Below are 13,910 nucleotides of genomic sequence, written 5' to 3'. Positions count from 1 at the left end.
TTTTTGTTTTAATATTCCCAAAGTCCTTGTTCGTAATCGAGAACAGACTTTTTAATTCTTTCGGATTCCATCAATCTTTCTCTTGGATCGGTAATGATATCCCTTAGTTTATTATCCCCCGGATTAGATTCCTTAACAATATAACTGCTGAATAAGCGGCGGATGAAGAAGTCATCAAAACTTAAAGTGGAAGCATCGTTATTTGTATTGACCAATCTTTTATGTGCAATAATTGGTCTTAATTCGTCATAACTAATCCAAAAAACAGGCTGCCATTGCTTGGAGGCTTCAATGAATTTCATTGGCGCTATGCCGACAATTCGAGGTTCGAAAATAGAACGTTTAACATCAAAAATCCAGTCTTCTTTAATCCTGTATTTCAAGAATGATTCCGGATTTAGATCATTAGCCACCGTTTTCACTGTTCCGGCCTTGGAATCTGTAACTTCAACAGTTCCCGCAGCCTGCATCAATGCAGTATCAGCAGTTAAGGGGTTTGTAAATGCATCATCTTCATTGTTTAGCGTATCAAATGGTGAATAAGCCGTTAGTTCTTCTGATTTGACTGATGAAATTAAAACATCGATTAATCTTGATTTAGGAGATTTAAGTGGTGAATTCACCGTATCACGAAGATCAATTTCTCTCCAAATACGCTTTGCATAAAACACATCCTCTTCACGTACATCAGCTAAAGGCACCATTTCCGTGCTATCGATATCCTTACGGGCATAAAAACCATCCCTCGGCGGTACTTTCAACTTTTTCTTAGCCGTTATCTTTTTAGTGCTGTCAACTTGCGCACCCGTATTTACAGCTGCACCCTTCTTTTTAAGAGGTGTTTGTGCGAATGCAAATCCTGTTGATAAAACTAATACTGCGATGCTTAAAATCCTTTTCATCTTATTTCTATTTAACTGAAAATGCTATCGAAGGCAAAACATTCTGACGGCCATCTGGACCTACAGAAACAATATCTTCGAAGAAGACCCTAGTTCCTGGCGTAATTGAATTTATAGCTGTTCTTACCGCACCTGCAAATCCACCACCGCTACCCGAAATTGTGATAGCATCAGAACGTGGTTTTATAATTGTTAATTTGTAACGTTGAATTTTGAACTTTACATCAAATGGGAAGTCGTCTAAATCCGCCTCAATTTCAGACTCACTTTTCAACTGCACTGATGCGATATCGCCCCCAGCTCTTCCGCCAACCTTGGCTGTTGGTTTTGGAATGGCTTTTACCCTGAATTTCTGTGAACCAAGGCTAACACTTTTACCGGCATTAGACGCTGATACATTAATTGAAACCTCTGAACCTACCTGCGAACCGCTGGCAAGAACATTATATTTACCTGCGCCTGTTTTACTCATAGAAGCACCTGATGCGCTTGCATTTACACTTTCCAAAGGAAAACCTGCTGCAGATACCGAAAATGGATTCGGAATGCCAGCATAAATAACATTCATTTTATCTGACGATACATTAGCCGAAGGTTTTGCCACCTGATAAGTTTGTTCAGGTGTTTTATATTCCTTTACCTGCCCGTCAGTTTGTCGAACACGAATAGTTCCGACCCATTTAAAAACGCCGACACTGCCGGTTCCGCCGGTATAAGTTCCTTTACCATCCCTAACCGACAATTTACTTCCACCTACAGCGATATCAGGGTTTGATCTCGAATCGCTTGCAGTTAAAAATACTTCAGCTGTATACGGCTGCCCTTGGATCACATATGATGTGGGTGCTACAGCAACGGCAGCAAATTTATCAATGTTAACAACAGCCTTATCCATATTTCCGAATAGCTTTTTAACCACTTCAGCCTCTGCATTTTTTGTATCAGTCTGAAGTTTGGTTAAAATTGTCATTGCGGCAGTTAAAGGTGTTCCTTCACCAAACAATGTCTCCTGCCAGTTTCCTTTTCTTTTTCTTACCGGATCTTTAGCTTCAAGAGAAAATGTAACACTTTCTCTGTCTTTTGGATCCAATAAAGAAATCAGCTTTTCACGGGTTGCATTAATTTTTGCTTTCAGTTTTTCTCCTTCTTTCTGGTTAATCATCAAATTAGGAGCAATGTCCTGGTTATCACGATTAGTCAAATCACCAGTTTCAGGATTAATCCCATCGCCAGCTACAGTAAACTGCTTTTTAATACCTTCGATGTAATTATTCAAATCATCAGCTGCAGCTTTTGCCTGCTTAGCTTTATCGTAAATCGGTTGAGCACGGGCTGGCTCTTCTTTAAGCTTTGAGTTCTCAAAAGAAGAAAAAAGCTGATCTATGCCGGTATTAACGTTTGTTTTTGATGTATCCAAACTATCATTGATATTTTTGAATGCATCTAGTATTGTGTCTGATACGTTTAAGGCCAGCATGGCTAACAATACCAAATACATGATATTGATCATCCGCTGCCTTGTTGTTTCTTTTCCGCCTGCCATTTTTATGTAGCTTTCTATTTAAAATTAAAAACTAAATAAACTATACGCGTGGGCTGTTCATGGCCGACAGCATATTTCCGTAAATCGCATTAAGTGACGATAAGTTTTTAGCAAGCTTATTCACTTCTTCTTTGAACTGTTTAGAATCTTCCATCGATTCGTTAAAGTTTTGCATAGTAAGTGATAAGTTTGAATAAAATTTATTCATCGATTTTAAATGGGCACTCGAATCTTGTAATTCTAATTCGTATACCGCATTTAATGCGGATAAGTTTTTCGCTAAATTATTAACCTGATCGTGGTAAGCCTGTGAATCTACGTTGCTCTCACCCATTGCTTTCAAATTAGCAGTCGCTTTTTCAAAAGATGCGCTTAAATTGTCGAAACCTGCAGAAGCTGTTTTTACTTTCCCTGTAAACTCATTAGTTGCTAATGATGCATCTGCAACGTTGGAAATTGACGCTACTTTATCGCCAAATGTACGCAAGCCATTACCCAGACTTTCGATTAATTCAGGGCCTACTTTTGCATCAGATAACATTTTATCTAAAGCAGCTGATGTTGGTGCTGAAACTGCGGCAGCTGGTCTTGCTGATGCCACAGGCAATTCACCTTTAAAGTCTTCTCTTAATTCAGGATAAACCCTTTCCCATGCTGGTTCCGGTTCTGGTGGAAAGAAACCAGTCAAAAAGAATAAAATTGCCTCTACGCCAAGACCGATACCTATCATGTAGTTACCTAATATCCCGCCGATGTGCAAAATTTTAAATAATGCCCCAACAATTACAATACTTGCTCCCCATGAAATCGCTACGTGTAACCAGCCTGGTTGTTTTTTTGCTGCCATAAAATTTTGATGTTTTTCGTTTTTAGTTTTAGTTTGTTCGGTTGATTTAGTTTCTGTTTCTTAAATCGGTTCCGTATAAAGATGATACACACCTGAAACCGATATAAGATCGCTGCTGATCTTGATATTCATATGTGGAGACAGCATTCTGAAGAAAATAGCCTGTATCTTTCCATGAACCTCCTTTAACAACTTTGCGTTTTAAATATTTACTATCATCTTTACCAGCTACATAGGTAAAATTGGGACTTAAATCATGTAAAAGTGGTGATGCAGATTTATTATAAGCGGTTTGAGTCCATTCAGCAACGTTACCAGCCATATTATATAAACCATAATCATTAGGGAAGTAAGAATTTACATTCACAGTATAGATACCACCATCGCTGGAATAATCACCGCGACCAGGTTTAAAGTTTGCTTGCAAACACCCTTTTGTGTTTCTTATGTAAGGACCTCCCCATGGGTATTTTGTTTTGGTATTGCCCCCTCTTGAAGCATATTCAAATTCAGATTCAGATGGTAACCGATAATCTGCTCGCGCATTTGCAGGTAGCTTACGGGATGATGCAACCCCCTGATAAAGCTGAGTGCGCCAATGAGCAAAAGCCTGGCTCTGTTCCCAGCTCACACCTACTACTGGATAATCGTCATATGATGGATGATTAAAATAGCCTCTAACCATCGGATCATTTTGAGAATAGGAATAATCTGTCTTCCAAACCATTGTGTCCGGGTAAACAGCAACTGTATACCGATCGATATAGTCCTGTCTTTTACTATTTGGATCTTTATGCCCCAAAGCAGCTTTATCAAAGTTCAGGTTGCCATAAACATACTCCAGTTTACGCACATCAATTTCTTTCTTTCCTGGCAAAGCGTCCAGACCGGAATAATACATGTTATCTAACTGACTCCTGTTAGCAGCTGTCGCACCCTTGCCTTTTCCTCCCCAGATGGTGGAACCATTTCCAACTTTCTTCCAGTCGATGTACTTTTCATCACCTAGAGCACCTGCAGCGGCACCTTTTTTGGTCACCATATACTGCTGGGGGTAACCCATCATAACAATTGCTAAAGAATCACGTACCCATTTGGTAAATTGTCTATATTCTGCATTAGTTATTTCAGTTTGATCCATGAAAAATGCAGGAATAGTTGTCATGCGGCTAGGACCAGACTGAGAAAATGTAATGTCCTCATCGGATCCGCCCAACGGTGTATGCCCGGGTGGAACATAAATCATACCTAATGGTACTTGCTGATTTTTAAATTTCCGGTTGTAAGCGCCTACTAACTCGCCCTGGCCCCCATGACCACAACTAGCAAGCAATACAGATACAGCCGTTATAGCTAGAATGTAGATTTTCTTCATATAATCTTTATAGTGTACAAAACACAGTTAGCAATTCTATCAAAAATGATTTAAATAATCAACAAAATCAAAAAATTTACACGAAACCTTAGTATTAGGGTATTAAGACTGCTTTTTTTATCTTATTCACCTAATAATTTCGTTACAGTAATGGCAATATCTTGCACTAACTCAAAAAGCTGCAATTTATTGCTTATTCATAAATAAATTTAGAGGATTGTCTACTTGTTAGATACTTTAATGTAATTCTCTATGGCCATAGTCATTGATGGTACACCTGGAGTAGGCGCAGCGATGTCGACGATTAAACCCACATCTGTCACTGCTTTACTTGTATTAACTCCAAACGCTGCAATTCTTGTATTATTTTGTTTGAAGTCAGGGAAATTTTTAAATAAAGATTGAATGCTCGACGGACTAAAAAATGCTATCATGTCATAAAAAACATCAGCAAGATCCGATAAATCACTTACTACAGTTCTGAACAACACGGCGGGTGTGAAATTGTAACCGCTTTTTTCAAGAAATTTCATTGTGTCTTCCGTGGCCATATCAGAACACGGATATAAAAATTTCTCGTTAGCATGTTTCTTTAGAACTTCGGCCAGGTCGGCCGCTGTCTGCTTTCCAAAGAATATTTTACGTTTACGATATTGAATATATTTTTGCAAATACAATGCTATAGTTTCAGAAAGACAGAAATACTTTAGATCAGCAGGTACATCATAGCGCATTTCTTCACAAATTCTAAAAAAATGATCAGCTGCATTTCTGCTGGTAAAAATAACAGCAGTAAAGTCAGCTAAATTGATTTTATCCTTTCTAAAATCCCTTGCAGGCACACCTTCTACATGGATAAATGATCTGAAATCTACTTTAAGGTTATGCTTTTTAGCTAAATCGTAATAGGGAGACTTTTCTGTTTCAGGTTTCGGCAAAGTAACCAAAATACTTTTTACTTTACGGATTCTAGAGTCGTTCTTTTCTTGCATTTTCCTTTTTCTGCTACAATCCTATCGTTTTAATTAGTATTAAGACAGGACATATTTCGAGGGCGCAAAAGTACAAAATTAAATGCATTTTAGAAAATTTATTATTGGAAAGTATGGTTACTCCAGCCCTTATTAATTGGAACGTGAAAATTATGGCCAGCACAAGAATTGCCAGGCCGATGTAAACCCCTCCGTATTTAAGTGGCGATAGTGCAAATGCGACTACCAAAGGAATAAAGAGCAAGGAGGCATTGAAATAGCTTAAATAAAGTATGGATATATACTCATTAACAGGCTTTTGCACATTAAAAAGAACACCCAAAAACCTTAAAATAACCAATTTTAATGCATAAAATATAATGATGATAACAGAAATAGTAAAAAAGAACTTAAACCCGTCCTTCGCCTGGTACATATCGTAATATTGGGCTACCAGGAAAAAAAACATACCCAGTATAAATCCAAACTGTATAAATAAGAGCAAAAATGGCCATGAACTAAAAAGGTTATCTTCTTTGTTGATGTTATTTAAAACCCGGTTACTAAAAAAAGATTGAATAATTGCAAAAAGTTGTTTCGAAAAGGCATTCTTTAGAATGGCAAATACAACTAACATAATAAATATAAAACCCAATAAACCTGCGTTTCCTTTAGGAATTGACCTGCCTAATTGGTATGGATTTACCTTTTTTTTGAAATTCTGATATTTTTTTTGCCATGCGGACAAATCGAGGTTTGGGAACATATATTCCTTTTCGACACTATCCAGCATAGCCGTTTTATTTATCAAACTATCTGCCAGAACCCAGGTGTGCCTGATGATAGAATCTGTAACGAATTTTTGCCTTGCCAATGTAGCGGAATCGACCCTAGGCCGTCGATATTGATATTTGACAACCGAATTTGAATCGACTTTAAGCGGGATCTGTTGCGCTGCAACAAAATTTGCAGACAATAAAAACGCAAATAAAATAAAAATTTTCGGCATGCTTTAATCAAAATGGGCATGCAAAAGTAGTTGAATAATCATTGTTTACCTAAAGAAAATAATCGGTTTTATATTATGATGTATCTTTGCGATGTGTCCTTAATAGAAGATCAAACTAAAATGCAATAGCTTTAAAGTTTAAAGTAGCAAATGAGCACATTTAAGCATGTCTAGCTCATTAAGAAAAAACCGATTTTTTGAACGCATCCGCAATTCTAAAGAGCTAGATTAAAGAAGATGGAGTACGGCTTCTAAAAAACTTATTTAACCATGGTAAAGCACCAATCAAAATTTCTTCAACTACGGAAATTTGGCACGGAAACGAAGATGCAAAGCTACTGTAGAGATGCAGACAAAAAGGATATGAGAAAATAAAAAATATTTTTGCGTATTTTTGTTTAGTATAATACTTAGCTATGGCACTTACTTTGAATCAACATACCGAATTAAACCCTTTGCAAATCAGTTTACTTAGGCTTTTTGACAGACCTATGTCTGAAACTGAAGTTTTAGAACTGAAAAGACTATTGGTTAATCATTTTTCAGGATTTTTAGATAAGGAAGTTACAGAAGTTGTTAAAAATAAAGGCTATACGCAGGAAGATTTTGATAATATTCTGAATGCAGATAGTTAATGCGAGTTGTAATTGATACGAATTGCTTATTAGCATCTATCCCTCCAAAAAGCAGCTATTACTGGCTTTATCAGGCATTTAAAGAGGAGCAATTTGAATGGCTTATCAGTAATGAAATTCTAACAGAATATATTGAAAAGCTTAATGATGTCTATTCTGAAAATACGGCAATAGTTGTTTATTCAATACTCAGCGTTGCCCCTAATGTAGATTTTACCGAACCATTTTTCAAGTGGCAACTTGTCGAACTAGACCCAGACGATAATAAATTTGTGGATTTGACAATCGCTGGAAATGCAGATTACCTAGTTACAAATGACATACATTTTAATCCTTTAAAATTACTTGATTTTCCAAAACTTAATATTGTTCGATGGATGAATTTAAGAAAATAATTTTAGGTTAATATATTTCGAATGTCCGGTATCTATATTCATATTCCCTTCTGTAAAAAAGCTTGTCACTATTGTGATTTTCATTTCAGCACCTCATTAAAATATGCTGATGAAATGGTGGAAGCCATTTGTAGGGAAATTAAAATGAAAAAAGATAGAATATCGGGCCAGGTTGGTTCTATATATTTTGGCGGTGGAACACCTTCAATCCTATCTCAACCAGCTTTACAGAAGATTTTCGATGCGATAAATCATACATTTTCTGTTGATGCAAATGCTGAAATCACCATTGAGACAAATCCGGATGATTTAACTGCACAAAAATTAAAAGAACTAAAAGAGTTACCCGTTAATCGCTTTAGTGTTGGCATTCAATCTTTTTTTAACGAAGATTTGATTTGGATGAACAGGGCGCACAACGCAGAAGAGGCCGAATATTGCATTAAGAGAAGTCAGGATGCAGGATTTGAGAACTTAACCCTAGATCTGATTTATGGCTATCCTTTGCTTACGGATGCAAAGTGGCTTAGCAACATCAACAAAGCAATCGAGTTACAAGTACCTCACATTTCTGCTTATGCGTTAACTGTTGAGCCGAGAACCGCCTTGGCACATGCCATAAAAAACAAAAAACAGACGCCGGTAAACGACAATCAGAGTGCTGCACAATTTCTTATTTTGATGGATAAATTACTGGAAGCGGGTTTTGAGCATTACGAAATTTCAAATTTCGCTAAACCAGGTTGTTATGCGGTACATAATACAAACTATTGGAAAGGTGTGAATTATATCGGCATAGGTCCTTCTGCACACGGATTTGACGGACAGAATAGATATATGAACCCTTCTAATAATTCAATATACATCGAGAAACTGGAAAGTAATAAGCTACCAGAAATCGTAGAAGAATTAAGTTTAAACGATCGCTTCAATGAATACTTGATGACCTCACTCAGAACGATGTGGGGCATAGATTTACAAAAAATTAAAACAGATTTTGGGCAAAGTTTCTTAGAAGAAACTCAATACAACCTCCGCAGTTTTGATGATAAAGATTGGTTGGTAATTACTGAAAACAACATCAAACTTAGTCAGAATGGAAAATTATTTGCAGACCATATCGCTTCCGAATTGTTTATCATTAGCGATTGAATTTCTAATGAATGAATTATAAAGCGCAGTAGATATTGACAATCATTCAAAATTCAATCATTCAATAATTAATTTTATATGTCTAAAATCGTATGGATTACAGGTGCATCTTCAGGTATAGGAGAAGCCTTGGTTTACAGATATTTTAATGCCGGAGATAAGTTAATTATTTCGGCACGTAACCGCGATGAATTGTTTCGTGTAAAGGGAAATTGTAAAAATTCTTTTAACGTTCATGTGTTGGCATTCGATTTAAGCGAGACAGGAATACTTGCACAGAAAGCAGAAGCTGCATTGAAAATTTTTGGAAAAATCGATTTGTTAATTAACAGCGGTGGTGTCAGTCAGCGGGGATTAGCACTGGAAACCGAATTGAAAACGGAGCAACAAATTATGGATACCAATTTTTGGGGAACTGTAATTTTAAGCAAGGCCGTTTTACCTTCGATGATTAATAATGGTGGCGGACAAATTGTTGTGGTAAGCAGTCTGGTCGGAAAATTCGGGACCAAATTGCGCTCCGCTTACGCGGCATCTAAGCATGCTCTGCACGGCTATTTCGATTCTTTACGTTCGGAAGTTTATGATAAAAACATCGATATTACCATAATCTGTCCAGGCTTTGTCAAAACAAACGTAACATACAATGCACTTAAGGGAGATGGCAACCCCCTTAACATAATGGGCGATGCACATGAAAATGCGATGACACCTGCCGAATGCGCAAAGCAAATTGTTCAAGCTGTTAAAAATAAAAAAGAAGAAGCCTATATAGGTGGAAAAGAAATTAAGGCAGTATGGTTGAAGCGATTTTTTCCGAAGATTTTTTCTAAAAAAGTGAGAACAGCCAAGGCGAACTAAAGAAACGTTATTGCGCATATAAAGCGTAAACCACGGCCAAGCCAAATATCTACATCTGGTTGAAGCGATATCCTTTTAGCGTCATTATGAAGGATAATTCATTGTACAAAATCAATATAAATGACAGATTGATAGAGTAGAGGACGTGTCGAAGTATCGCCATTTCGAATATAGTGGATAAATCCCATAAATTTACCCAATAACTTAGTTTAAGATCCTGCATTTCACTACCATTCTATCGGAGTTAGTTAATGATATCCATCGAAGAACAGTGAGGTAACCCGCCCGGAATACATCTTCCAAATCTTTATAAAAAATTTAAACCACTCAATGACAGTGCGTTACGATTATGTTTTTATTTCTAAAAAACCAAGTATCTATTAACCATCGTAAATGAAGGCAAATAACAGAAACTTAAATATTAGAAATAATGAAAAAATTAATCCTATCTGCATTTGCCGTTTTCACTATGGCGATCACAACACAAGTTTATGCTCAAAAAAATCCGATGGTGGGTGGCGCAGCTATGTACGCAACAAAAGATATTGTGGACAATGCTGTAAATTCGAAAGACCATACAACACTGGTTGCAGCTGTTAAAGCAGCGGGTTTAGTAGAAACGCTTAAGAGCGCTGGTCCATTCACCGTTTTTGCTCCAACCAACGCTGCTTTTGATAAATTACCTGCAGGAACAGTGGCTACTCTGGTAAAACCTGAAAACAAAGCAATGTTGACAAAAATTTTAACCTACCATGTTGTAGCCGGAAAAATGGACAGCAAAGCAATTGCAAAAGCAATTAAAGCTGGCGGTGGCAAGGCAACGTTAACAACGGTTCAGGGCGAAAAACTTACTGCTCATATGATGGGTAAAAAATTAATGCTGACAGATGCCAAAGGCGGAATGAGTACGGTAACAATTGCTGATGTTAACCAAAAAAATGGTGTTATCCACGTTATCGATACAGTTTTAATGCCGAAATAATATTTTCACATCCCTATTTTTCACAAAACGTTTCTGCTTTGCAGAAGCGTTTTTTTATTTTAAAATTAATCAGTTACCTACTTAATTGTCAGCCGTTCTTCAGGTTTTGGAATTAGCAGTAATTCGCACTAATAAGTATTAATTTTGCCCCAATAAACTTTTGATAAAAAATCCCACTTCACCTCGAGATAAAATTATAATCAGGATAGATGCACCCTAACATTACAAAAATTCAGCAAAATATTGAGCCTTTGAGGCAACAAATTATCAATCACAGAGTTTATTCCGCCATCAGCGAAGTGGAAGACTTACAGGTTTTTATGGAACACCATATTTATGCTGTCTGGGATTTTATGTCGTTGCTAAAAGCCTTACAAATCAACTTAACCTGCACCACCCTGCCCTGGTTTCCGGTTGGTGATGCGGTTACCAGGCAATTAATCAACGAAATTGTAGCTGGAGAAGAAAGTGACGCAGACCAGGATGGCAATGTAAAAAGCCATTTCGAATTATATTTAGATGCGATGGTGCAATCTGGCGCAAATGTAGAGCCTATTAACAACTTCTTGACTTCATTGCAAAAAGGCCGTGATTTTGATATGGCTTTTGAGTTGGCTTGTGTACCAAAGCCCGCAAGAGCTTTCGTTAATTCTACTTTTGAAACCATAAATAGTGGAAAAGCACATTTACAGGCTGCGAGCTTCACTTTCGGCCGTGAAGATTTAATCCCCAACATGTTTTTTAGCATGGTTAATGATTTAAATTGTAAGCAACCTGATAAAGTTTCGATTTTCAAGTACTATCTGGAACGCCACATTGAAGTGGATGGTGATCAACATAGTCATTTAGCTTTATCAATGACGGAAAAGCTTTGCGAAAAGGATGATAATTTTTGGGCTGAAGCGGAGGAAACGGCTAGACAAGCTTTGCAAAAACGCATCGATTTATGGGATGCTGCCTATGCGGAAATCGTAGGTAATAAAATTTTAGCTTAGATTAATAAAATGTTAATCGAATGCAAATTTTGAATTAAGTAATTTGCGTCACATTTCTTCCCCGATATCTAATTTGTAAAATAAAATTTACATTTTTGCTATTCGGCAACAAATAACCAATTTAAAACGCATGAGTTTCATATTAAAACCTGTAGATATCGTCGAGAATATCACGCCCGAAGATTTCAAAAAAAATTATTTAAAAACAAAAAAACCATTAGTAATCAGAGGCCTAACCAAGGATTGGCCAGCCCGAGAAAAATGGACAACTGAATATTTAAAAGAAATTGGAGGAGATTTAGAGGTTCCTTTATACGATAATTCTAAAGCAGACCCATCTAAGCCAATTAATGCGGCCACTGCACACATGAAATTTGGAGAATACCTGGATTTAATCAAACGTGAACCAACTGAATTAAGAATATTTTTCTTTAACCTGTTTAAAAAAGTTCCGAGTTTAATTAATGATGTAAAAATCCCTAAAGACCTAATGGGGGGATTCATAGAAAGTATGCCTGCTATGTTTTTTGGCGGTTCAAACTCGGTAACTTTCTTGCATTACGACATCGATCTACCACACATTTTCCATACTCATTTCGGAGGCAGAAAACACATCATTCTTTTCGATAATAAATGGAAAGACAGGTTGTATTGCTTACCGAATGCCACTTATGCCCTGGAAGATTACGATGTTGCCAAACCTGACTTCAAAAAATTTCCTGCATTAAACGGTGTCGAAGGATACGAAGTTTTCTTAGAACATGGCGATACCTTATTTATGCCTACAGGAATGTGGCATTGGATGAAATACCTTGATGGTTCGTTTTCATTGAGCTTACGTGCCTGGGATCAATCGATTACACGCAAAGTAGCCAGTGTCTGGAGTTTATTCACTCACGGCGCTATCGATAGCTTAATCAAAATGACTTTCAAGGAAAAATATGCAAACTGGAGAGAAAAGAAAGCAGTTAAGATTGCGGAACGTGCATTAGCCAAAGGCAAACCATAGAAAAATATTGAAAATTAAAATACAACGGGGCATCGGTTACGACAGTCCCGTTTTTTGTTATTATTGTTTTTAAACAAAGGAATCAGGTACTAATGGAACACAACATACTCACGCAAAAAGAAAAAATGCTGGCGGGCAAAGCTTACCAGGCCGGATGTGAAGAACTCTCCAAAGAAAGATTAAAAGCCCGCGAAATTGTTTATGAATTTAATAACCTGGCTCCAAAATTCATGAAACAACGCAAAGCATTATTAAAACGATTATTCGGAAAAACAGAACGAATGTTCTATGTTGAACCACCATTCAGATGCGACTATGGTTATAACATCGAAATTGGAGATAATTTCTACGCTAATTTTAATCTAGTTATTTTGGATTGCGCCAAGGTAACCATTGGGAACAGTGTTTTCATTGCACCAAATGTCGCTATTTATACCGCCGGACACCCAATCCACTCCCACTTAAGAGATCAGGAATATGAGTGGGCTCAGGAAGTAACCATTGGTAATAGCGTATGGATTGGAGGGAACGTTGTGATTAACCCAGGCGTTAAAATCGGATCAAATGTAGTTATCGGATCAGGCAGTGTTGTTACTAGGCCCATTCCAGATAACGTGTTCGCAGCCGGAAATCCATGCAGAGTCATTCGGCAGTTGACAGACGCAGATAAAGATTATTACTATAAGGATTTTAAGTTGGGGGAATAAATATTGAATAAATAAGTCGTTAATCGACCGTAGTGTGGAAATCTTTTAGTTTGCATTTTTCGAAGGTTTCCCTTTTTCCATCTTGCGCTTAACCTAGCTTGAATGATCTACAATGATTTTCCACGCTCCATCCAGTTTTTTAAAAATCAGGGTAAAATATCCTTTAGGCTCATCCTGCTCACGCTTTAAATGCCAGCTACCCAATACGAAAGCAACATCTTTATTTAAAAAATCTACTTTCTTAATGCCGAACGTAAGCTGGCCCATTCCTGCTTTACCATGATAAGTTTTCTTGTAGTTATCCAACGTTTTCTGCCAGCCATAAGTTGGTCCGCTGCTGCCAACGAAAAGTAAACTATCGCTTTTTACATAACCTTGCATGAAGGATTCTAAATCGCCCTTATTCCAATTAAGACGCTGATGTTCCAGCACATTTAAAATGGCTTGTTTATCTTTCGGACTTTGTGCAAAGCTTCCAGATGAGATCAGTATTAAGGCAACAAGTATAATTCTTTTCATGATTTTTA

At 37.1% G+C, this 13,910-nt stretch carries 15 protein-coding genes; 8 read left to right on the top strand and 7 right to left on the bottom strand.

The annotated features are described in order from the left end of the window. Positions 1-8 precede the first annotated feature (8 nt). The 6 genes from gldN to ASF92_RS03490 form a co-directional block, all read right to left on the bottom strand. Entirely contained in the window at positions 9-902 is an 894-nt protein-coding gene (gene gldN, locus ASF92_RS03515) for a gliding motility protein GldN (protein ID WP_056087837.1), read from the bottom strand. A gap of 7 nt (positions 903-909) precedes the next feature. Beyond that, entirely contained in the window at positions 910-2,445 is a 1,536-nt protein-coding gene (gene gldM, locus ASF92_RS03510) for a gliding motility protein GldM (RefSeq protein ID WP_056087835.1), read from the bottom strand. 40 nt (positions 2,446-2,485) lie between these two features. Continuing rightward, a complete protein-coding gene (gldL, locus tag ASF92_RS03505) occupies positions 2,486-3,292 on the bottom strand; it encodes a gliding motility protein GldL (RefSeq protein WP_056087833.1) in 807 nt (268 codons plus the stop codon). 46 nt (positions 3,293-3,338) lie between these two features. Next, positions 3,339-4,667: an SUMF1/EgtB/PvdO family nonheme iron enzyme gene (locus ASF92_RS03500; protein WP_056087830.1), complete on the bottom strand. Its 1,329-nt coding sequence runs from the start codon at positions 4,665-4,667 to the stop codon at positions 3,339-3,341. A 221-nt stretch (positions 4,668-4,888) separates the two neighbouring features. Then, a complete protein-coding gene (locus ASF92_RS03495) occupies positions 4,889-5,659 on the bottom strand; it encodes a uroporphyrinogen-III synthase (protein WP_056087827.1) in 771 nt (256 codons plus the stop codon). A 13-nt stretch (positions 5,660-5,672) separates the two neighbouring features. Then, entirely contained in the window at positions 5,673-6,647 is a 975-nt protein-coding gene (locus ASF92_RS03490) for a DUF4271 domain-containing protein (RefSeq protein ID WP_056087825.1), read from the bottom strand. A 416-nt stretch (positions 6,648-7,063) separates the two neighbouring features. Between ASF92_RS03490 and ASF92_RS03485 the strand changes: the two genes are divergently transcribed. The 8 genes from ASF92_RS03485 (at position 7,064) to ASF92_RS03450 (ending at position 13,383) form a co-directional block, all read left to right on the top strand. Further along, positions 7,064-7,282, top strand: a complete 219-nt coding sequence (locus tag ASF92_RS03485; protein WP_056087822.1) for a hypothetical protein — start codon at positions 7,064-7,066, stop codon at positions 7,280-7,282. After that, positions 7,282-7,677 (top strand): putative toxin-antitoxin system toxin component, PIN family, encoded by a 396-nt coding sequence (locus tag ASF92_RS03480; protein ID WP_056087819.1) that lies wholly within the window; start codon positions 7,282-7,284, stop codon positions 7,675-7,677. The genes ASF92_RS03485 and ASF92_RS03480 overlap by 1 nt, the downstream gene beginning before the upstream one ends. A 21-nt stretch (positions 7,678-7,698) precedes the next feature. Further along, positions 7,699-8,829, top strand: a complete 1,131-nt coding sequence (gene hemW, locus ASF92_RS03475; protein ID WP_056087816.1) for a radical SAM family heme chaperone HemW — start codon at positions 7,699-7,701, stop codon at positions 8,827-8,829. A 78-nt stretch (positions 8,830-8,907) separates the two neighbouring features. Then, the gene (locus ASF92_RS03470; protein WP_056087813.1) at positions 8,908-9,690 is read left to right on the top strand and encodes an SDR family oxidoreductase; all 783 of its coding nucleotides are present in this window, start codon (positions 8,908-8,910) and stop codon (positions 9,688-9,690) included. Positions 9,691-10,120: 430 nt separating this feature from the next. After that, complete coding sequence (locus tag ASF92_RS03465) at positions 10,121-10,672, top strand: fasciclin domain-containing protein (protein WP_082489436.1); 552 nt, start codon at positions 10,121-10,123, stop codon at positions 10,670-10,672. Positions 10,673-10,881: 209 nt separating this feature from the next. Beyond that, positions 10,882-11,667, top strand: coding sequence for a DUF3050 domain-containing protein (locus tag ASF92_RS03460; RefSeq protein ID WP_056087805.1), 786 nt, complete (start codon positions 10,882-10,884; stop codon positions 11,665-11,667). Between the two features lie 130 nt (positions 11,668-11,797). Then, positions 11,798-12,676 carry a cupin-like domain-containing protein gene (locus tag ASF92_RS03455; RefSeq protein WP_056087804.1) on the top strand — a complete coding sequence of 293 codons (879 nt, stop codon included), beginning with the start codon at positions 11,798-11,800 and terminating at the stop codon, positions 12,674-12,676. A 92-nt stretch (positions 12,677-12,768) separates the two neighbouring features. Continuing rightward, positions 12,769-13,383 (top strand): sugar O-acetyltransferase, encoded by a 615-nt coding sequence (locus ASF92_RS03450; protein ID WP_231729731.1) that lies wholly within the window; start codon positions 12,769-12,771, stop codon positions 13,381-13,383. 93 nt (positions 13,384-13,476) lie between these two features. Here the strand turns inward: ASF92_RS03450 and ASF92_RS03445 are convergent, their stop codons facing one another. Beyond that, the gene (locus ASF92_RS03445) at positions 13,477-13,902 is read right to left on the bottom strand and encodes a DUF4440 domain-containing protein (RefSeq protein WP_056087801.1); all 426 of its coding nucleotides are present in this window, start codon (positions 13,900-13,902) and stop codon (positions 13,477-13,479) included. Positions 13,903-13,910 lie beyond the last annotated feature (8 nt).

Origin of the sequence: Pedobacter sp. Leaf176, from assembly GCF_001424305.1 — a bacterium.
In the GTDB taxonomy this organism is placed as follows: domain Bacteria; phylum Bacteroidota; class Bacteroidia; order Sphingobacteriales; family Sphingobacteriaceae; genus Pedobacter.
Note: the sequence above shows the minus strand (reverse complement) of the source record. Positions and strands in the feature narration are given on the sequence as shown.